The sequence below is a fragment of the Alistipes sp. dk3624 genome (assembly GCF_009557455.1).
Taxonomy (GTDB): Bacteria; Bacteroidota; Bacteroidia; order Bacteroidales; family Rikenellaceae; genus Alistipes_A; species Alistipes_A hominis.
The window spans coordinates 319061-340592 of record NZ_CP045651.1 but is presented as its reverse complement, the minus strand read 5'-3'; the positions used below and the strand labels follow the sequence as shown (position 1 = coordinate 340592).

The following is a 21532-nucleotide window of genomic DNA, read 5'->3' as shown; positions in this document are numbered from 1 at the left end:
GTTTAACAAAATATCGGACAATATTTATTTAATTTACAATGATCTTATAAATATAAAATAGCGGATTTTTCGAAAGATTGTGCTATTTTTATTATAGATTTTTCTCGGTTTGACTTAACCGATTGAGAAATAAACTTTTAGCGAATTATTTGAGAAATAGAAGTAACGATTTAGCAACTGTGCGAATTTCAGCGTTTTGCGTTGCTATGCTGTCAAATAACTCTTTCATTTGCAAATATAACATCTTTTTCCGAAAGTACGAACTTTCGGTGGCAATTTTATAAAATCAACTTGCGAAAAAAGAAAATCATTCATCCCATTCATGGGTTGTGTCATCGGTGGCGTTGTACTGTTTCCAACGTCCCGATTTCTCGCCGTCGGTGTATTGCCCCTCGATGGTTATATAGGGTTTTCCGTCCCGTGTCGATTCCACACGATAAAAGCCGTCAAGTTTTCCGTTACGGTAGTGTCGTGTAGTCCTGCTGCGAAGCGTGCGCCCATCCTCGAATATTTCCCATTCCTCACCCTCTTTTTTGCCGTCTATATAATGAGATTCAAAAATCTGCTCACCCGTCTTGCTGTCAAAGCGGCGTTCCCGTCCGCTCTCCACACTCTGCCTATACTCCTTTTCGATTTCTATTTTGCCGTTACGAAAATAGGTCTTTACAGTTCCGTCTATCTTGCCTTGCTGCATGGGTGTTTCTTTTCGGGGAGTAACGCCATCTTGGTAATACTCCGTGAATATGCCGTTGCGCTTTCCTTTGGCATATATGCCCGATTCACGCAGTACCCCATCACGATAGCGGAGATAATCACCGTTTATTATGCCGTCGGAAAGTTTAACACGCTCCTCGTCAAGCCCTCGTATAATGCGATATTCTCCCTGCAACGGCTGTTTACTGCCTTTTTCATAATAGACCGTGCGCCGTGCGTTATCCGTTATAGTCTGTAAATCGTCCCATTTTACTATTTGTTGTGCGGAAGCCGTGCCACACAATAGCAAAAAGAGGTATAGTGTTAATATTCTATTCATTGTATTTTTGCTTTTCGAGGTTGATAACGGTTCTCAGCTATACGCAGGCAGGGATTTTAACCACTGAACTTCCTACGAAGAACTGAACTTTAAATTTACCACTTAACTGTCCTACGAAGCACGAAACCCCTGCTTGCGTATAGGTGATGTTATGCGGTCGGTTTTCATTTTCTCTTCTTTCTCGTTAATTTCTGCTGCAAAGTTACTAAATTTGCAGTCAAGTATTCACCTGTAAGAAGTTACTAATGACAAAAAAGAAATTGCCCGTTCGTTTTACGGGTCAGCACTTTACTATTGATAAAGTGCTAATAAAAGATGCAATAAGACAAGCAAATATAAGTAATCAGGATACGGTTTTAGATATTGGGGCAGGCAAGGGGTTTCTTACTGTTCATTTATTAAAAATCGCCAACAATGTTGTTGCTATTGAAAACGACACAGCTTTGGTTGAACATTTACGAAAATTATTTTCTGATGCCCGAAATGTTCAAGTTGTCGGTTGTGATTTTAGGAATTTTGCAGTTCCGAAATTTCCTTTCAAAGAGGTGTCAAATATTCCTTATGGCATTACTTCCGATATTTTCAAAATCCTGATGTTTGAGAGTCTTGGAAATTTTCTGGGAGGTTCCATTGTCCTTCAGTTAGAACCTACACAAAAGTTATTTTCGAGGAAGCTTTACAATCCATATACCGTTTTCTATCATACTTTTTTTGATTTGAAACTTGTCTATGAGGTAGGTCCTGAAAGTTTCTTTCCACCGCCAACTGTCAAATCAGCCCTGTTAAACATTAAAAGAAAACAGTTATTTTTTGATTTTAAGTTTAAAGCCAAATACTTAGCATTTATTTCCTGTCTGTTAGAGAAACCTGATTTATCTGTAAAAACAGCTTTAAAGTCGATTTTCAGGAAAAGTCAGGTCAGGTCAATTTCGGAAAAATTCGGTTTAAACCTTAATGCTCAAATTGTTTGTTTGTCTCCAAGTCAATGGGTAAACTGTTTTTTGGAAATGCTGGAAGTTGTCCCTGAAAAATTTCATCCTTCGTAGTTCAAAGTCGGGTGGTTGTCAAGATGATTTTTCTGGTTTGGTGTCGTCTTTTAAGCTGCCGCATAACATTGTGCTAACAGCGAAATCGGCTGTTATTTTCTTCAAGTATATCACCTTGCGAACAAATATAAAAAAAGTGCAGTACACCACGAACAGCGTACCGCACTTTTTTCGGCAAATCGGGCAGGATTTAACATTTATAGCTTGAATCCCTTGCCTTTCCTTTGCGGTTGTATAGGTCGGCGTATGTTCTGCCTTAACTTCTCGAACTGTTCCTTGAACCACTCGGCAATGGGCTTTCGGTCGATGGCAAGAACCAATTTAGTCCCGTCCGTGGGGTCTTTCAGCACTTGGAAACCTGCCCTTTCGGTCGTGAATTTCCGTCCGTGTTCCTCCGAGTAGAGTTCCCCTGCATACTCCAACGGCTTTCCCTTGACGAGCGTTGCGGTCTGCCTTTCATCGAACCCGACAAGGCGGCAGAGGTTTTCGATACGGAGCATTTCACGGAAATAGGGAAACCATGCTGCCGCCCTTGCGATTACCGTTTTCAGAAACGATATTTCCTGCTTGTGCCTTGTGTCCTTGTCGGCTATCTCCCTGCCGTGCTTTTGCTGCATTTCCCGTATCTCCCTGCTGTGGTCTGCCTGCATGGTCTGTATCCTATCTTGCAGGGCTTCGATGGTTTCCTCGTGGTCGGCTACCTCCTTATGCAGGGCGGTGTTCTCCCTTTCCAGCGTCTTGACCTTGTTACTGCCGAAAAGAGAACCGACGCTCTCGGCGATGTTGGCGGCTGCGGTGGTTGCCGCCCCTTTCAGCTTCTCGGTCTGTATTTCTTTTTTCGCCCGTCTTAGTTCCTCCTGTGCCGTTTCTTTCTGCTGCTGCAAATCCACCACTTCCGCTTTGAGGTCGTCGGAGAGTTTCTGTATATCCCGATAATACTGCTGCGTGGACTTGTGGCGAGCTTTCGAGCCGTCTATGCCCCTTTGCAGCCCGTATTTCGCCATCGCCACGGCATAGGTATCTTGGTAGGACTTCAATTTCAGCCGTGTCATAATATCGTCTGCGCACAGCCTCACGGTGTCGGTCGGCTTCTTGCGGTATCGCTTCTTCGTCTGTTCCTCCCTTTTCCTGCGCTTGCGCTCTCCCTTGACGATGGGGACGAGTGTAACGTGTATGTGCGGCGTTTCCTCGTCCCTGTGCAGGTGAGCCGCCACGATGTTCTCCTTTCCGAACGTGTCGGCGAAGTATTTCAGATTGTCGGCGCACCACTCGTCCAAACGCCCCTCTTCCTCTATCCGCTTCATGTCCTCGTGCGTTCCCGATACGTTGATGCGGATTGCCCGTACTTGGTTGCTTCCGATTTTGCGTGTCAGCCCCGCTTCTTCTAATCTCTGCTGTATAGCCGCCGAACGGTCTTTTATCCCGTCGGGGTATTCGATAAGCCTGCGGTTTAGGTGCGTGCGTGTGGGGTCGGCGTTCTTCGGTATGATGAAACGCTCGATATGTGCGGTCGTTCCGCTGTCGCTGCCGTGCGCCTTTTCCATGTGTAAAACTACGAAACCCATATATTTTTCCTTTCTTCCTTGACTTGTGAAACAATGATTTTTCGTATCTTCGGGGCGGCAAATGCCGTCCCCGATGGGGTGTGCAGAGGGGCTTACCCCTTGCCTTATTGGGGAATTTTCAGCGATACGTAGTATTGCGGCTCGGAAAATTCCCTAATAAGCTACGGTATTTTCTCCGTAAATACCCTGCGGCGTGCCGTCTGCCTGCCCGTCTGCCTTTCGGCTATGGCTGTCCCTGCCGCCTGCTTGCCCGTAACCCCACCTTATTTTTTTCCTTTCGGTCGGTGGGTGGCGGGGCGGTCGTTTCCGTTTTCAAAGGCTCTTTTGCACGGGGCGGTCGGATACAAGGTTTTCCCGATAAATACGCTCGCAGCGAAGCGAGAGGAAGATTTATTGGGAAACGGCGCAGCCGCCTGACCTTTTAGCCGACGTAAAGCCCCGTGCTTGCTTTGCCTTTGTAAACGAAAACGATTGCTCCGCTTTCCTCTGAAAAGAGAAATAGACCCTGCAATATATATCACCATAGTGATAGGTTTGCATGTTTGCATGCTGGTATGCTGGTACGTTTGCATGTTGGTATGTTGGTATATCATCATGCTTTCCAACGGCTGTTGGGCTTGCCGTCCGAAACAACCGACACGAATACCGTCGTTTTCTCTTTTCGCCCGTGTATAATCCTCTCTAATAATGCCCTGCGGACTTTCGCCGCCCCGAACGATTCGACACGGAAAGCGAGGGCGGCTATCGTTTCGAGGTTGTAAACCTCCGCGCTGTATTTGTCCGATAGGCGGATAATGTGCTTTATGTCATATATAGATAAAACTCCGCTTTTGCAGAGTGCCTTTATCCCTGCCCTAACCGTCGGGGCGATAACCCCGAACAGTTCGCAGATTTCCCGCTCGGTCATGGCGGTTGCGCCTATATCGCTCGGCAGGGAGATATTGCCCTGCCCGTCCATCGTGATAATGTTCCTTTCTTCTTTCATCGGTATTCTGTTCTTAATTAGATGGCTCGGCAGATATTCTTCTCCATATCTTCCAACTTGTGCGACAAGGTTTCCATGTCTTGGCTTATCTTCTGGGCGGTGATTTTGGCGTAAATTTGGGTGGTCTTTATGTTCGTGTGCCCCAAAAGGCGGCTCACCGTTTCGATGGGTACGCCGTGCGACAGAAGTACGGTCGTGGCGTTCGTGTGGCGTGCGACATGGTAGGTCAAGCGTACCTTGAAGCCGCATTGTCTGCCTATATCTTTGAGTATCTTGTTACAACTGCCGTTGTTCGGAACGGGGAAAACATGACCGTCCCTTGCCAGCCCCTTGTACTTCTCGATGATACGCTTGGGAACGTCCAAAAGGCGGATGTTCGATTCGGTGTTGGTCTTCTTTCTTCGGGTGATTATCCACAGGTTGCCGTCGAAGAATGTTTGCAGGCGGTCGGCGGTGAGGTTCTTCACGTCCGAATACGCCAAACCCGTGAAAACAGAAAAGACGAACAAGTCCCGTACAAGCTCGTGGGTGGCGTTCTTCATCGGTGCGTTCATGAGCGTCTGTATCTCCGTTTGGGTGAGGTAGCCCCTGTCCACGCTTTCGGGAGAGTTGATATATCCCGCAAAGGGATTAAAGGGCAAACGCCCGTCGTTCCTCGCTATGGAAACGATGTGTTTCAACACAATCATGTAGCCCCACACGGTATTGGTGCGGCATTTCTTCTCCGTGCGCAGAAAATACTCGAAGTCGTTGATGAACGTGAGGTTGAGTTCCTTTAATGGAATATCCTCACGCTTGTAGGTATGGGGCAGGAACTCCCGAATATGGTTGCAGACCGTCCGATAACGGGTAAATGTACCCTGCGCCCTGCTGTGCCCGACTTTCTTCTCGAACTCGGCGTTGTGCTGCTCGAACAGCTTCAGCAAAGTTTCCTGCTTGACGCCGATACCGAGATAGGCGTCTTTGAGTTTGGCGGCGGTAACATAACCGTCCGTCTGCATTAACTCTTGATAGCGGCGGTTTACTTCCACACGGATTTTATCTACCGCAAGGTTGATTCTCTGCGCTTCGACGCTCTTGCCCGAAGCACGGTTGTTCTTCACGTCCCACAGCCGTGGGGGAACGTCCATCTTGCAACTGAACTGTTTAATCTCGCCGTCCACCGTGATACGGCACATTAAAGGCAGGTTGCCGTTCGGCTTCTCGCTGCCTTTCTTCACGTAAAATAATACCTTGAATGTACTACGCATAACTCACTCCTTTTTTTGGTTACAAAATTAGTTATTAGTGAGTTACCGACTGCTATGCAAAATTACGCAAATCGCAGAAACAGAACCATTTAGCAAGAAATTCACACCCGTTACGGGGGTAATGAGGTGGTAACTGAACTTCTGCGCTGTTTGGCTTCGAGGTGGTATTTCGTTGGCTCTGTCCCATAGAAAAACAAAGCGTAACGAACGCTGTATCAGCTAATTCGCTACGTTTTACCCAAATTTACTTTTTCGCTATGTGTTTATTATAGCAACAGCCCAAAAAAAGGAATTTTGCACGGAGTGTTTGAAAAAAATGTTAATTTTGTCTCGTTGCTTTCGGGCGACGAGCTTGTTTGAACACGGAAAGTGTTAGGCTTTATTCTCGTTGATAGAATCTGGTAAATTCAAAAGAATGGAGAATAAGCAAAATTCTCTCACGTCCTATACTGTTAAGTATAGCGTGGGCTGTTGCTTATTTAACATTCGCAGGTTTGCCAGAACCTTATCAGCTTGAATAAGTCTACAGGCCCACGCTTTTCTTTTGTTGCAAAAAACCGGAGGGGCGCCGGTTGTAAATCGGTTTTGCGGTTATGGAAAGATATGTCATTTTGGAAATTTATCATTTGCCGTCCGGTAATGACATGGCGAGCGCCGTTATAGTCCGGGATGACGATCGCACGCTGAAGTACAACGTACTGCTGCAGTCTAAGCCGAATCCCGGAAACGACGGAAAAAAGCCTGTTATGGTGTGCAAATTCAACAAGGCGTGCAACAGCATCGAGACCCAGTTCATTTGTCATGCCTCCGACAATTCCGAATTATCCAAATGGACTAAAAATACCGTTATAATTAACGATTTTTAAAATAGATTTATTGTAAACCCGCCCGTCAGTCGGATTCGGTCAGACGGATCTGTTGTCCGTCCATGGCGATCTTCCCCTGTTTCATCAGGTAACCGGCGCTGCGCTTGAACGTTTTTTTGCTCATCTGAGTAAGTTGCCGGATCTTTTCGGGTTTACTGTCGTCATTCACCGGCAGCGCATTTCCGTTTTTACGCAGGATCTCCAACAGCCGCTCGGCCGATTTTTTAACTTCGTCGTACCCCTGGCCCTGCAAGGCGAGGTCAACCCGATTGTCGTCGGTAATGCGAACGATGTAAGCTTTCATTCGATCGCCGACCGCTACGGGCTGGAAAATCTGGTTGCGGTAGATCATACCCCAATGCCGGTCGTTGATCACGACGCGGAATCCGATCGGAGTCTCGGTGGCTATCAGGATATCGACTTCCTCGCGCGGGGATACCGTCAGCTCGACGTTGTTGATAAATCCTTTCAGGTAAGTCGTCGCAACGACGCGTCCGGTAATGTTATCCGTATAGAGGTAGACCGGATACTTTTTCCCGATATCCAGGCGCGACGACTGATTCCGGTTGGGCAGGAACAGGTCTTTGGCCGGGAGCCCCCAGTCCAGAAATGCTCCGTGAACCGTTTTATCGACCACTTTCAGGCAGGCCGTCTGGCCGACCGTCGCCAGCGGGCGTTCGGTCGTAGCCACCAACCGGTCTTCCGAATCGTGGTAAATGAAAACTTCCAGCGAAATCCCGGGTTTGTAATCGACGGATACGTAACGATTCGGCAACAGCACTTCGTTCCCGTCTTCGTCCGCGAGATAGAGTCCGTAGTCCGAAATCCGATTGACTTTGAGCGTATAATAATGACCTGCTACTAACATGATGGAAATTATTTTTCGTAAAAATAAGTTATTTCCGGCACATATCATCTTTTTTAGCTCAATAAACTTGCCGGCGTTACCGTTAAATCGGGATTGCGCGGCTTCGCCGGGGCTTCCGGTAGCGAATATTTTCGTATCTTTGTATGTTAATCAGAAATCGAACACCTATGAAATACGTTATCTGTACGCTCCTGCTGACGGTTTCCGTAGCGGCTTGCGCCCAACCTCCGCTGATGCCTGCGACGACCGATCCGTGCGCTCCGGTCGTCGTTCCGTCGCTTCCCCGCGAATTGAATTTTGCCGGCGAGCCGGTGCCGCTCGGAAATTACGATACCCGTGAGAGCCTGCTGCGCGAAGTGCTGACGACGATGTACCTGCACTCGCGGACGACGCAAACGCTGCTGGCGACGACGCGCTACTTTCCGGTGATCGAACCGATCCTGAAAAAATACGGTATCCCGGACGATTTCAAATACCTCTGCATGGCCGAAAGCGGACTGGATCCGGATGTCCGTTCCGGAGCCGGGGCCGCCGGACTGTGGCAATTGATGCCTCCTTATGCCAAATCGGCCGGACTGTTCATGTCCGGCGGCGTCGACGAACGTTACCATATCGAACGGGCGACCGAAGCCGCCTGCAAGTATTTGGCGGATGCGAAAGCCCGTCTCGGCAGTTGGACGCTGGCGGCGGCATCGTTCAACGCGGGGATAGCCGGCGTCTCCAGGCGTCTCGAAAAACAGGGCGTGAATTCCTATTACGACCTGTTTCTGCCCGACGAGACCATGCGGTATGTTTTCCGGGTACTCGCTTTCAAACTGATCGCTTCCGACCCGGAAACCTACGGATACCGGATCGCACGGGAGGACTATTATCAGCCGTTGACCGATTACCACGAGGTCACCGTGGACAATGCGGCCATCGACTGGTCCGCCGTAGCGCGCAGCAACGGGACGACCTACAAGATGTTGCGGGAACTGAACCACTGGATACGCGATTACGATTACGATAATAAAGCGCGCCGCAGTTTCGTTATCAAGGTGCCCAACGGAGGATTCCGTACCGACGATTAATCCGGACGCGGGGCGTGAAGAAAATACAATGTCTGAGAACAATACGATAAAAATATACGGAGCGCGGGTACACAACCTGAAAAACGTGGATGTGGAGATTCCCCGCGATTCGCTGACCGTCATAACGGGGCTTTCGGGCTCAGGGAAATCGTCGCTGGCTTTCGATACGATCTATGCCGAAGGACAGCGCCGCTATCTGGAAACGCTGTCGACCTATGCGCGGCAGTTCGTCGGAACGATGGAGCGTCCCGATGTGGACAAGATCACCGGGCTGAGTCCCGTGATCTCCATCGAGCAAAAGACTACGAACAAAAATCCGCGTTCGACGGTCGGAACGGTAACCGAAATCAACGACTTCCTACGGCTGCTGTTCGCCCGCGCGTCGGATGCCTATTCTCCGGTAACGGGCGAAAAGATGGTACACCATACCGACGATCAGATCGGCAATCTGATCCTTCGGAACTTCGACGGTCGGAAAATCGCCTTGTTGACTCCGCTGGTGCGCGGTCGCAAAGGACATTACCGGGAATTGTTCGAAGGATTGGCTAAAAAAGGCTATCTGTATGCCCGGGTCGACGGCGAAATCCGAGAAATTTTCGCGGGGTTGCGACTCGATCGTTATAAGATCCACTACGTTGAACTGGTCGTCGACCGGCTCGTCGTGAAACCGGATGTCCGCAGCCGTTTGCTGAAAAGCTTGCAGGAGGCGATGCAGCAAGGGAAGGGCACGATGATGGTGTACGATTACGACGACGATAACGTCCGGTTTTACAGCCGGCACCTGATGTGCCCCACCAGCGGAATCGCGTTCAACGAGCCGGCTCCGCACTCTTTTTCGTTCAATTCGCCGCAAGGGGCCTGCCCGCACTGCAACGGGCTGGGCGAAGAGGCCGTGTTCGATATGGAGCGGATCGTTCCCGACGGCGGCAAATCGATCCGCGACGGCGGGGTCGAACCGTTGGGGCGCTACCGCAACAACCTGCTTTTCGCCGAATTGGAAGCCCTGGGACGGAAATACGACTTTACGATCGACGATCCGATCGAATCGCTGAACGAGGAGGCGCTGAATGCCGTGTTGTACGGAGACAGCGAACCGTTGCGAATCGATGCGCGCGAATTGGGCGGTACGGGCAATTACATGGTTTCGTGGGAAGGCGTAGCGGATTATATAGAGAAGCAGCGCGACGATTCTGCGTCCAGCAAAGGGGACAAATGGAAGGAACAATTCGTCGTCCGGCGCGTATGCAGCGTCTGCGGAGGCAGCCGGCTACGCAAGGAAGCGCTCTATTTCAAAATCGACGGAAAAAACATCGCCGAATTGTCGGCGCTCAGTATCGAGGAATTCGCCCTCTGGATGGAAGGCATCGAAAAACGCCTTTCGAAAAAACAGGAGCAGATCGCACACGAAATCCTGAAAGAGATCCGCGAACGACTTCGTTTTCTGCTGGACGTCGGACTGGGCTACCTGTCGCTGAACCGCAGTTCGCGTTCGCTGTCCGGCGGGGAGAGCCAGCGGATCCGACTGGCGACTCAGATCGGGTCGAAACTGGTCAACGTGCTTTACATCCTCGACGAACCGAGCATCGGATTGCATCAGCGCGACAATATCAAACTGATCAACAGTCTGAAGGCATTGCGCGACGCGGGGAATTCGGTAATTGTCGTGGAACACGACGAAGACATGATCCGCAATGCCGACTGGGTCGTGGACGTAGGGCCGCGAGCCGGTGTCCGCGGCGGAGAGGTCGTGGTATCCGGAACGTTGCAACAGGTTATGGAGTCCGGCGGAATCACGGCCGATTACCTGACCGGCCGCCGGCGGATCGAACTGCCCGAAAAACGCCGCACGGGGAATGGAAAACACATCGTGGTACACGGGGCGAGGGGAAATAACCTGAAAAATATAACCGTCGATTTTCCGCTCGGCGAGATGATCTGCGTGACGGGGGTCAGCGGCAGCGGCAAATCCTCGCTGGTAAACGCCACGCTGCGGTATGCCATTGCCCGTGAACTCTACAACTCCTATGAACAGCCGCTCGAACACGACCGGATCGAGGGTATTGAGCACATCGACAAACTGATCGTCGTCGACCAATCGCCGATCGGGCGGACGCCGCGCAGCAATCCGGCGACCTATTCGAACGTCTTCGGCGATATCCGCAAATTGTTCGAATCGACTCCCGACGCCCAGATCCGCGGATTCAAAGCCGGACGTTTCTCGTTCAACGTGAAAGGGGGCCGTTGCGAAGCCTGCCGAGGAGCCGGCGTACAAACGATCGAGATGAATTTTCTGCCCGACGTCTACGTCAAGTGCAACGTCTGCGGCGGACACCGCTACAACCGCGAGACGCTCGAAGTAAAATATAAAGGGAAGAACATCGACGACGTGCTGAACATGACGATCAACCAGGCGGCCGCATTTTTCGAAGCGATCCCGTCGATTCACATGAAACTGAAAGCAATCCAGGACGTGGGCCTCGGATACCTGCGGCTCGGCCAGCCCTGTACGACGCTGTCCGGCGGCGAAAGCCAGCGGATCAAGCTGTCGACCGAACTGGCCAAACGCGATACCGGCCGGACGCTCTACATTCTGGACGAGCCGACTACCGGGCTTCATTTCGAAGATGTGCGCGTATTGCTGGACGTACTGAACAAGCTGGTAGACAAAGGGAACACCGTGATTGTGATCGAACATAACCTGGATGTGGTCAAGGTCTCGGACTACCTGATCGACATCGGCCAGGAGGGCGGTTCCGGAGGCGGGCGCCTGATCGCAACCGGAACGCCGGAACAGGTCGCCTCCGTTAAGAAAAGCTATACGGGACAATTCCTGAAACCGTTATTGAAACGTTAACCTTCTGTCGCTGTTGCGGACAATGCGATTCGCGGCTGTCCGCGATCCTATTCTCATTGTTGAAAACAAGTTGACAAACTATAAACAAAAGAGCGCTTTATGTTTATAAGCGCTCTTTTGTTGTTTGTAGTTTTATCGAAATCGGTCGACAGAATGTTTACAACCTGTCGATAACTACCGTCCGTCATTTGAACGGAGAGTCCGGCTCTTTGGCCATGTGGTTGTAATAGAGCTTATCCAGCAATCCGGGCGCAAATTTTTTAATCAACATCGTAGCCCTTCCGTTGAATTCCATCAACAGGGTGCGTTTGCGACGGCTGATTCCCCGAACGATCCGGTGCGCGACTTCGGCCGCGCTCATCATCTTCTCTTCCTCGCGCGGAGATTCGCCCTGAGCCGATCCGTCGGCCGTCAATGCCGAGAAGCGGACATTCGACGCCGTGAAGCCGGGGGCCGCGATCATTACGTGCACGCCTTTTTTCAGGTTTTCAATACGGATGGTCTCCATAAATCCCGTCATCGCGTATTTCGAAGCCGAATAGCCCGTGCGTCCCGGCAGGCCGTGGATACCGGCCACCGACGATACGCCGACGATCGATCCCTTCGAGGCTTGCAGATAGGGTAGGGCATATTTGGTGCAGTAAACGGCTCCCCAAAAATTGACGTCCATCAACTGACGAAGTACATCCAGGTCGACGTCGTCGAACAACGCGCGCATCGAGATCCCCGCATTACAGATCAAAATGTCGATCCGGCCGAATCGTTCGACCGTCCGTTCGATCAGCCGTCTGCAATCCGCTTCCCGGGTCACGTCGGTCGCCTCATAAACGGCTTCCGTTCCGCGCGTCTCCAAATCTTCGGCGATCCGGGCCAACTTCCCTTCCGATCTCGCTCCGAGCGCGATTTTTGCGCCGTGCGAAGCGAATTCATAAACCAGCGCATATCCGATTCCGGACGACGCCCCGGTAATAATTACTACTTTATCTTTAAAATTCATCGTATTAATCTATTTTACATAAACAAATTCTTTATATAAAAAAATGCCGTTTGCAATCTACACCTGAAGCAGTCCGAACGAGCGCAATATATCCCACTTTTTCGACAGGTAGAATGCGACGAACGATTCGTCGCTATACGTACCGAAAAGTTTGGAGGCCTGTCCGAACGTAACGGTCTGCGACAGATCTGCAGCAAGCGACATGATTCGCAACAGAAAAGCGGTCTCGTGCGGTTTGAACCGGACGACTTTGGCACCGGAGGCTCCGTACAGCGCAATCCCTTCTTCGCTGCGTTCCGGCGGCAGGCCGATCCAGATTATCCGCGCTTTTTCGTTGTATAGTCTGGCGGCGTCGGGTTTAATCAGTTGGTCGGCGACCAGGGTCGCGTCCACCGTCGCGGGAGGCACTTTCCCGGCAAACCATTTGTGCACCGGCCGGTCGATGCCGCTGCCGTACATGTAATTCGCCAACGCTTCGTTCAGCGCTTCTCCTACCTGGCGGATGTTGTATCCCCGGTTTTCGACGAACGCCACTTCGTTATTGGCAAACAGATGCACATGGGCGTTGCGCCGTTTGACTCCGTACTCTTCGGGATTCCGCCCGCTCGGGCTGTGGACGGTCATCGCATAACGGTGCCAGAATGCCGAATGCACCAGTTCGGCGCGAAACAACTGCCGCACGACTTCCAACGAATCGACGCTTTCCTGCAGTGTCTCGGTCGGGAAACCGTACATCAGGTACGTGTGCACCAGGATTCCTGCGTCGCATAAATTCCGCATGGCAAGGGTCGCCTGTTCGATATCGACGCCTTTGTTCATCATCTTCAGCAAACGGTTCGAAGCGACCTCCAGGCCGCCCGACACCGCGATGCAACCCGCTGCGGCCATCAGTTGGCACAGATCGCCGGTAAAACTCTTCTCGAAGCGCACGTTCGTCCACCAGACGACGTTCAGCCGCCTGCGCAGGATTTCGATCGAAATCTCTTTCAGCAACCGGGGCGGGGCGGCTTCGTCGACGAAATGGAAGCCGCGACTGCCCGTCTGAGCGATTACCTGCTCCATCCAGTCCACGAAACATTCGGCCGGAACGCTGTCGTACCGGCGGATATAATCGAGCGAAGTATCGCAGAACGCACATTTCCCCCAATAACAACCGTGCGCGATCATCATTTTGTTCCAGCGGCCGTCGCTCCACAGACGATGCATCGGATTGGTCACCTCCAACAGCGACAGGTAACGGTCGTGCGGCAGGTCGGCAAAATCGGGACAACCGCGTTGCAGGTGCGTAATCGTTTCGTCTCCGTCGTGATACCCTTCTCTCGTATAAGTATGCAACAGCTCTCCGGAAACGAGGATTCTTTCGAGCGCCGCTTCCCCGTCGTCCAGAATCACATAATCGACGTAGTCGAAAATCTTTTTGTCGCTCATACTGCGCAGTTCGGTCGTCGGATATCCTCCGCCGACGATAATCCGGATCCCGGGATAGCGGTTGCGGATAAATTGGGCGCAGCGCAACGTGGCGAGCAGGCAACCTGGAAACGGCACCGTGAATCCGACGAAAGACGGTCGCAGGACTTCGATCCTCTCGCCTAATAATTCGTTCATCCGTTCTTCGATCGGATTCGGCGGAAGCGCCAGTTCGGCCTCCAATTGCGCGAACGATTCGATTGCCAGCGAAATCCGTTCGCCGTAACGGACGATCTCAAAATTTCCGGTAACCGTCGCGCGGATGAAGTCGCTGATATCCTGCATGTAAAGCGTACAAAGAAACCGGGCGCATTCGGTCGTGCCGAGCGTTCCGAAATAATCGCCGAGGTCCTCGACGGCCCCAAACCGGGCGGCTTGCGGCAGATACTCTCCGGTACAGATCCGGGTGGCCAGCGTGCCGTCCTTTCCCCGCAGAAAATCCGTTACGGCGTCCACGGTCGCCGTGTAGCGCTCCCGCATCCGGTAAATCAGCCGAATATTTTCGTCCTCGCTGCCGGGATAACGATCGAAAAGCCGTTGCAGGAATTCTTTCGTGAAGATCGCGCCGATCAGTTCGATCGACAGGTCGAACTGATCGACCGGGAAACCTTTCCGTTCCAGGTATCCTTTCAGGTAAGCCGTTGCCGGATAGGGACAGTTGACCTGGGTAAACGGCGGCGTAATCAATAACAGTCTTTCCATGCGGTTAATCGGGTATCTCGACCGTCAGTCCGTCGTAGGCGAAATGCACCCCTTCCGGCAATGCCCTTTCCTCGGTCGCATGACGGCCCATTTGGTGGGAAATATGGGTCAGGTAGGCGGCACGGGGCGACACCCGATAACAGATATGCAACGCTTCGTCCAGCGTGAAATGCGACAGGTGATGTTCTTTTCGCAGGGCGTTGATAACCAGCGTATCCACTCCTTCGATCTTTTTGAGCTCGCGGTCGTCGATGCGGTTCATGTCGGTCAGGTAGGCGAGCCGGCCGATCCGGAATCCGAAAACGGGCAACTTATAATGTATGCCGCGGATCGGAACGATTTCGGCGTCGCCGATCCGAAACGGAGCGTCCGGCAGAATCGTATGCAGCCGGATCTCGGGAACCCCCGGGTAGGGGTTTTCGGAAAACGCATAGTCGAAATCCTGTTTCACCCGCCGTTGCACCCGCTCTTCGGCATAAATATCGACTGGCTTGCCGGTAACGTAATTGAAAGCGCGCACGTCGTCCAGCCCGGCTATATGATCTTTGTGTTCGTGTGTCAGCAGGATGCCGTCGAGCTTACCGACCGATTCGCGGAGCATCTGCTGCCGGAAATCCGGCCCAGCATCGATTAGCAGGGTAGTCCGGCCGGTTTCCACGAGGGCCGATGTTCTCAACCGTTTGTCGCGGCTGTCGTCGGAACGGCAGACCCAGCAGCCGCACGAAATAACCGGCACGCCCTGAGAAGTCCCCGTTCCTAAAAAAGTAAGTCTGATCATAAATCGTCTCGCAAATTTAACTTCAAAGATAGCAAAAAATTATCCCCGTCGAACGGGCGGCCGGCAAAACGGAAAAAGGCGCGGAGAATTTCCGGGCCTTTCCGATCGGTTTACAGTGACCGCATCCTTATTCGCGCTTCCTGCGGAGGAATTCCTGCATCGCCCTGCGCGAATTGTTCTCGCCCTCTCCGGATTGAACGTGTCCCAGAGGCAACTGCTGAATATGCCTGTCGCACGGCAGTTGGTTGAACATCGCATAAACCGTCGTCGGCGGACACACCGAATCGATCATGCCTACCGTCACGTACGTGGGAACCTTGACGTGACGAGCGAAGTTGACAAGGTCGTAATAGCGCGCCGCTTCCAGCCGTTTCGGATCGGGTTTCCCGTTCGGAGTATTCGTAACCAGCTTCGGCCAGCAACTGACCCGGCCGACCAGCATACCGGTATGGTCGCACATCCCCGGAATTTCAGAACAAACCAGGTCTACCCGGGGATCGAGGGCTCCGGCGATGATCGCCTGCGCTCCGCCCTGGCTGCAACCCTGCACGATCAGGTTCTCGCCGTCCCACTGCGGTTGGACGGTGATTACGTCGATGGCTCGCAGCAGACGCATGATCATTTCGTGGAAAAACATCGTATTGCGGTCGTCGCGTCCGAACAAAAAATAGTTATGCAATTCGCCTTCCTCCAATTGGCGGTAATAGGAGTCCGGCCGACCGTTCGGCAGCCCGTGCACGTTAAAGTCGAGGACGCACAACCCGTCCTTAGCCCAGTAGGCCGCCCAGTACAGCCGCGAGCTTTTCACTCCGGCCCCGTTCAGCGTGACCAGCGCGGGCAGGGATTTGTCCGCAGCCCCTTTCGGGTAAGCATAGCAGGCGGAAAAGTTTCCGGCCTGGCAGTCGGCCTGAATGTCGAACATTTCGACCGACGGATCCTCCGGATACGGCACCCGGGTCACCCGGATGTTCATCGGTATTTTGGCTTGCTTCTTTATCTCGCGTTTCCAATAGCTCATAAAATCCTTAGGCTCCGGCATACTGGGCGCGATCTGCTCCGGATCGACGGCCGCGCCGGCCATCGCATGCAGTTCGGTTCCCTGAGGCGTCGCGTAACGCGCCATGCACTGGAAAAAACCGGGTTCATGCAATACGTTGCCGCCCAGCACCGCTTTCCCGTCCCGCATCGCCACTTGTCCCTCGGTTTTCGGATCCCAGGTGTCTTTGGTGACGCACCACGCCACCCGGTCGCCGCTAACGGGAGCGCCGTCCTTTTCGAGCGTGACGATGAAACGGATCTCATCCCCCCGGGCATACAAGGCATCCGGGCGGTCGGTGACAACAATCAGCCGGTAACCGTCCGCCTCGTTCAGTTCCCATTGCGCGCAAAGCGGCGCTGTCGGCAGAATGCCGAGCAGCAGCGACAAATACTTTGTCATTTTCATGAGTTCGTAGCTTTATGGTTATTCGGAAGTTTAAACTCTATTGTTTGGTGATCCGGTTCAGCCATTTCAGCATCGAGAACATCACGATCATCGAGATCAGGCAAACGACCACGAACATTCCCCAGGTGAGCCAGATCGGGATCGTCTGGTAAAGAACGGCCCCGATAAACAGCAGTTGATTGCCTATGGCCGTGGCACCGAGCCACCCGCCCTGCATCAATCCCTGGTATTGCGGCGGAGCCACCTTCGACACGAACGATATGCCGAGCGGACTGATGAATAGTTCGGCGATCGTCAGTATCAGGTAAGTGCCGATCAGCAGAAACGGGGTGACGCTTTCCGAATCGGGCAGTCCTCCCATCGCTTCGACCTCGGCCGCCGACGGAAGATTCAGCGAGCCGAGCATCATGACCAGGTAGGCCGTTGCGGCGATTCCCATCCCGATGGCGATCTTAGCCGGCGTGGACGGTTCCCGGCCGTTGGCCCGCATCCATCCGAAAAACGCCAGCACCGCAGGCGTCAGAAATACGACGAAAAACGGATTCATCGACTGAAATATCTCTGCGGAAAGATCGAGCGAACCGATTTTCAGCAGCGTGTAATCTTTTGCGAAAAAAGTAAGCGTCAGCCCGTTCTGGTGAAAAGAGAACCAGAAGAAAATAACGACCGCATAAACGGCGATCAAAGCCCATATCCGTTTTTTCACTTCGGCGGCGGCCATACGCACCGTATGCGGGTCGGAAGTCGCTCCGGAAGCGGTCAATTTGCGGGGGTCGGGCAGCTTCCGTTTGTTGGCCAGGTAAATGACCAGCGAAATCAACATGGCGAAAATAGCGATCCCGAAAGCAAAATGGAATCCGGTGGCGAAAGCGCCCAGATACCCGTCGGCAAATGCGGTCATGTCGGTCGGAGCGCTGTTTTTGCTGACCGTTGCGGCGAGCTCCTGAAACCGCGCCGTAGCTTCCGGCGAAAGCGAGTTTCTCAGGAAACCGTGGCACAACTCCGGCAGATCCGGGTCGTACAGGAATCCCTGCGAGGACAACCAGCCGTTTCTCATGCCCACGGCGGCGAGCGGCGCGAAAATAGCTCCGACGTTGATAAACATGTAGAACAGCGAAAACCCCGAATCCCGCATTTTTTCGTATTTCTCGTTATCGTACATCTGTCCTACCAGAGCCTGTAAGTTGCCTTTGAACAGACCGTTGCCGAAGGCGATCGTAAACAGGCCGACACAGGTGACGGTCAGGAACAACGGTACGTTCCGGACCGGAGTCGGCGTAGGGACGGCGATCAGCAGGTATCCCAGCGCCATAACGATCAGCCCGACCAGAATGGTTCCCTTGTAATTCCGGGTCTTATCGGCGATCAGCCCGCCGACGAAGGCGAGAATGTAGATCGAAAAATAGAATACCGAGTAGATCAGTCCGGCATTGGTTTTGTCGAGTCCGAATTTGGACATCAAAAACAGCGTGAGGATCGCCATCATGGTATAAAATCCGAAGCGCTCGCCCATATTGGCCAGCGCAGCGGGAAGCAATCCCTTAGGGTGGTTTTTAAACATAATACATCAGTGGTTTAGGTTGGCGCCGGCAGCCCTGCCGGTCTCCGGAGCCGTATGTCCGGATACGCAAAGATAGGGCAAATTTTTCGTTTGATTTGCCCTTCGTCGGATTTTGATTAACTTTAACGTGGAAACAGACCGTAATTATGAAGACTGAAACCATAGTGCAATTACCGATCGTGAAAAAGGATCCGTGGCTTGAGCCCAATGCGGAGGATATGCTGCGGCGTTACGACCGTTACCGGGAGCGGCTGTCCGCCATCGGGAAGGAATGCGGTTCGCTGACCGAGTATGCCAACGGCTATTTTTATTTCGGATTTCAGTATGACGACGCGCTGCGGGGCTGGTGGTTCCGCGAATGGCTGCCCGGCGCGAAGGATGTGTACCTGTTCGGCGACTTCAACGGCTGGCAGCGCACGCAGTTACCGCTGAAAAAGGATGGCTGCGGCGTGTGGAGCGTCTTTTTGCCGGACGAGACCTATGGGGAACGCCTGGTACACGGTTCGAAGGTCAAAATGCTGGTGCATGGCGACAACGGCTGGCTCGAACGCATTCCGTCGTACATCCGGCGGGTCGTGCAGGACGAACATACCAAAGATTACACGGGGCAATTATGGGCTCCCGCCGAGCCGTTCGACTGGCGCGGCGATTCGTTCGATATCGCCTCCGTAGGCAGTCTGCTGATTTACGAGTGCCATGTCGGGATGGCCCAGGAAAAGGAAGGAGTCGGCACATACTGCGAATTTATCAAAACGATCCTGCCGCATATCAAAAAAGCGGGCTACAACACGATTCAATTGATGGCGGTCGCCGAACACCCCTATTACGGCAGTTTCGGATACCATGTCAGCAATTTTTTCGCCCCGTCGTCGCGCTTCGGCACTCCGGAAGAACTGAAAGCCCTGGTGCGCAAGGCGCATACGATGGGGTTGGCGGTGATTATGGATCTGGTACATTCGCATTACGTGAAAAATATCAACGAAGGGCTAAACGAGCTCGACGGCACGGATCACCTCTATTCGCCGGCCGGCAAAGCCGGCGATCATCCGTACTGGGATTCGAAGCTGTTCGATTACGGCAAGGAGCAAGTGCGTCATTTCCTGCTCTCCAACATCAAATACTGGCTGACGGAGTTTCATTTCGACGGGTTCCGTTTCGACGGGGTCACGTCGATGATCTATTATCACCACGGTTATACGGAGTTCGACAGCCGCGAGAAATATTTCAGCCCGGAGGTCAACGAAGAGGCGCTATGTTACCTGACGCTGGCCAACCGGTTGATCCACGACCTGTATCCGCACGCCGTCACGATTGCCGAGGACGTCAGCGGTATGCCCGGCATGTGCGCCGCGGCCGAAGAGGGCGGGGTAGGGTTCGACTACCGGCTCGGCATGGCCGTGCCCGACTTCTGGATCAAACTGCTGAAAGAAGTGCCTGACGAACAGTGGGACATCTGGCAGATGTGGAACATGATGACCGACCGGCTGCCTTATGTCAAAACGGTGGCCTACTGCGAGTCGCACGACCAGGCATTGGTCGGCGACCAGACCATTGCGTTCCGGCTGATGAACAAGCAGATGTACACCGATATGAACCGCGCCGCACAGAACGTCGTGATCGACCGCGGCATGGCGCTGCACAAGATGATCCGGCTTTTTACGATCTCGCTGGCGGGACAGGCCTATTTGAATTTTATGGGCAACGAATTCGGACATCCCGAATGGATCGATTTCCCGCGTGAAGGGAACGGCTGGAGCTATGCTCACGCGCGGCGTCTGTGGAGTCTTGCCGAGAACGGATTTCTGCGTTACAGTTACTTGGGCGCTTTCGACCGGGCCATGCTGAAACTGGTGCGGAAATACGACATCCTCGGCAGCGGGTACGCTTATAACCACCTAATGGATACGGCGAACCAAACACTCGCATTCAGTCACGGGACAACGGTTTTCGTATTCAACTGGCACCCTCGGAACAGTATTCCCGACTATGCGATCCCGGTTCCGGAACCGGGCCGTTACCGGATCGTACTGACTTCCGACGCTCCCGAATTCGGCGGTTACGGCCGGATCGACCCGGCTGTGAAAGCGTTCAGTTTTTCGCAGACCGACAGCGACGGCAGTACGCGGCCATACATCCGCATCTACAACCTGTGCCGGTCGGCCCTCGTGCTGACCAGAATGAATCGTTAAATGAATCGAACTGATGGATTTCAATGATTTAAAAGATTTTATCACTCCTGCCGACCACCTTCTTTTCCGGGCGAAAAAACTGTTCGGCAGGGAAGGGAAAATAATCGACGCCGCGATCGCTTACCTCGAACCGGGCGGCGGAGGCCCCGTTGAAATGCATACTCATCGGCACGACCATCTGTTTATCGTAACCAGCGGTCAAGTCCGCATCCGATTGGGCGATTCCGAACGGATTCTGAATCCAACCGAATCGTGTCGGGTACCGGGCTGCATTGCGCACGCCGTCTGGAATCATACCGATCAAACGACCGTAATGATCGGCATTTCAGTCGAATAATCCAAACCGCATCTTCCGATGGATCCGACATTTTTTCGTCCCGCCGCCACCGATTTCGACGCCTTGACAGCACTCTGGGAAGCATCGGTGCGCGCTACGCATCACTTTTTGGACGAGGCGTATATCCGCTACCTGAAACCGCTGATCCGGAACGAATACCTGAAAAGCGTCGAACTGTACGGCTTGCGCGGGAACGACGGCGCGATCGTGGCTTTCATGGGGGTATCCGAACGTAAAATCGAAATGCTGTTCGTCGATCCCGCCTTCCGGGAGATGGGCCTGGGTCGGCATTTGGTAGAATATGCAATCGACCGCCTGCACGTTACCCGTGTGGACGTCAACGAGCAAAACGAACAGGCGGCGGGTTTTTACGCCCGCCTGGGATTCCGATACGTTTCCCGTAGCGAAACCGACGGTTCCGGCAGACCCTATCCGATCCTGCATCTGGAATTGCCGCATTCCGGAATGTAGTTGCGCCGCCTAACGTATCGGATTCGTTCAGATTGGATACAATGCTTAT

The 21532-nt window shown here is 52.8% G+C and carries 17 protein-coding genes; 7 read left to right on the top strand and 10 right to left on the bottom strand.

Going from position 1 to position 21532, the window contains the following annotated elements:
• Nucleotides 1-307: 307 nt before the first annotated feature.
• Nucleotides 308-1033 (bottom strand): toxin-antitoxin system YwqK family antitoxin, encoded by a 726-nt coding sequence (locus GFH31_RS01560; RefSeq protein WP_004293712.1) that lies wholly within the window; start codon nt 1031-1033, stop codon nt 308-310.
• Nucleotides 1034-1278: 245 nt separating this feature from the next.
• Here GFH31_RS01560 and erm(F) point away from each other — a divergent pair, with 245 nt between their 5' ends.
• Nucleotides 1279-2079: a 23S rRNA (adenine(2058)-N(6))-methyltransferase Erm(F) gene (erm(F), locus tag GFH31_RS01555; protein WP_153498398.1), complete on the top strand. Its 801-nt coding sequence runs from the start codon at nt 1279-1281 to the stop codon at nt 2077-2079.
• A 197-nt stretch (nt 2080-2276) separates the two neighbouring features.
• On the opposite strand, the gene mobV is transcribed toward erm(F), so the two are convergent.
• The 3 genes from mobV to GFH31_RS01540 form a co-directional block, all read right to left on the bottom strand.
• Nucleotides 2277-3644: a MobV family relaxase gene (mobV, locus tag GFH31_RS01550; RefSeq protein ID WP_008999098.1), complete on the bottom strand. Its 1368-nt coding sequence runs from the start codon at nt 3642-3644 to the stop codon at nt 2277-2279.
• A gap of 592 nt (nt 3645-4236) precedes the next feature.
• Nucleotides 4237-4629: a hypothetical protein gene (locus GFH31_RS01545; RefSeq protein ID WP_004293707.1), complete on the bottom strand. Its 393-nt coding sequence runs from the start codon at nt 4627-4629 to the stop codon at nt 4237-4239.
• 17 nt (nt 4630-4646) lie between these two features.
• Nucleotides 4647-5879, bottom strand: a complete 1233-nt coding sequence (locus tag GFH31_RS01540; RefSeq protein WP_004293706.1) for a site-specific integrase — start codon at nt 5877-5879, stop codon at nt 4647-4649.
• Between the two features lie 593 nt (nt 5880-6472).
• Between GFH31_RS01540 and GFH31_RS12790 the strand changes: the two genes are divergently transcribed.
• On the top strand, nt 6473-6745 hold the full coding sequence (locus tag GFH31_RS12790) for a hypothetical protein (RefSeq protein ID WP_101573241.1): 273 nt from the start codon (nt 6473-6475) through the stop codon (nt 6743-6745).
• 25 nt (nt 6746-6770) lie between these two features.
• Here GFH31_RS12790 and GFH31_RS01530 read toward each other — a convergent pair whose 3' ends face one another.
• Entirely contained in the window at nt 6771-7613 is an 843-nt protein-coding gene (locus GFH31_RS01530; protein ID WP_153498399.1) for a S1 RNA-binding domain-containing protein, read from the bottom strand.
• 167 nt (nt 7614-7780) lie between these two features.
• Between GFH31_RS01530 and GFH31_RS01525 the strand changes: the two genes are divergently transcribed.
• Nucleotides 7781-8683 (top strand): lytic transglycosylase domain-containing protein, encoded by a 903-nt coding sequence (locus tag GFH31_RS01525; RefSeq protein WP_101573237.1) that lies wholly within the window; start codon nt 7781-7783, stop codon nt 8681-8683.
• Nucleotides 8684-8711: 28 nt separating this feature from the next.
• On the top strand, nt 8712-11537 hold the full coding sequence (gene uvrA, locus GFH31_RS01520) for an excinuclease ABC subunit UvrA (protein ID WP_153498400.1): 2826 nt from the start codon (nt 8712-8714) through the stop codon (nt 11535-11537).
• Nucleotides 11538-11721: 184 nt separating this feature from the next.
• Here uvrA and GFH31_RS01515 read toward each other — a convergent pair whose 3' ends face one another.
• From GFH31_RS01515 to GFH31_RS01495, 5 genes are all read right to left on the bottom strand, one after another.
• Entirely contained in the window at nt 11722-12534 is an 813-nt protein-coding gene (locus GFH31_RS01515) for an SDR family oxidoreductase (RefSeq protein WP_118656876.1), read from the bottom strand.
• A gap of 57 nt (nt 12535-12591) precedes the next feature.
• The gene (locus GFH31_RS01510) at nt 12592-14703 is read right to left on the bottom strand and encodes a B12-binding domain-containing radical SAM protein (RefSeq protein ID WP_118457268.1); all 2112 of its coding nucleotides are present in this window, start codon (nt 14701-14703) and stop codon (nt 12592-12594) included.
• 4 nt (nt 14704-14707) lie between these two features.
• Nucleotides 14708-15481: an MBL fold metallo-hydrolase gene (locus tag GFH31_RS01505; protein WP_153498401.1), complete on the bottom strand. Its 774-nt coding sequence runs from the start codon at nt 15479-15481 to the stop codon at nt 14708-14710.
• Nucleotides 15482-15608: 127 nt separating this feature from the next.
• A complete protein-coding gene (locus tag GFH31_RS01500; protein WP_172970813.1) occupies nt 15609-16919 on the bottom strand; it encodes an acetylxylan esterase in 1311 nt (436 codons plus the stop codon).
• A 43-nt stretch (nt 16920-16962) separates the two neighbouring features.
• A complete protein-coding gene (locus GFH31_RS01495) occupies nt 16963-18486 on the bottom strand; it encodes a peptide MFS transporter (protein WP_153498403.1) in 1524 nt (507 codons plus the stop codon).
• Nucleotides 18487-18632: 146 nt separating this feature from the next.
• Between GFH31_RS01495 and GFH31_RS01490 the strand changes: the two genes are divergently transcribed.
• From GFH31_RS01490 to GFH31_RS01480, 3 genes are read left to right on the top strand one after another with little or no spacing between them, the layout of a single operon-like run.
• Nucleotides 18633-20675 (top strand): alpha-amylase family glycosyl hydrolase, encoded by a 2043-nt coding sequence (locus tag GFH31_RS01490; RefSeq protein WP_153498404.1) that lies wholly within the window; start codon nt 18633-18635, stop codon nt 20673-20675.
• Between the two features lie 13 nt (nt 20676-20688).
• Nucleotides 20689-21012: a cupin domain-containing protein gene (locus tag GFH31_RS01485; protein ID WP_101573225.1), complete on the top strand. Its 324-nt coding sequence runs from the start codon at nt 20689-20691 to the stop codon at nt 21010-21012.
• An 18-nt stretch (nt 21013-21030) separates the two neighbouring features.
• The gene (locus GFH31_RS01480) at nt 21031-21483 is read left to right on the top strand and encodes a GNAT family N-acetyltransferase (RefSeq protein WP_101573223.1); all 453 of its coding nucleotides are present in this window, start codon (nt 21031-21033) and stop codon (nt 21481-21483) included.
• Nucleotides 21484-21532 lie beyond the last annotated feature (49 nt).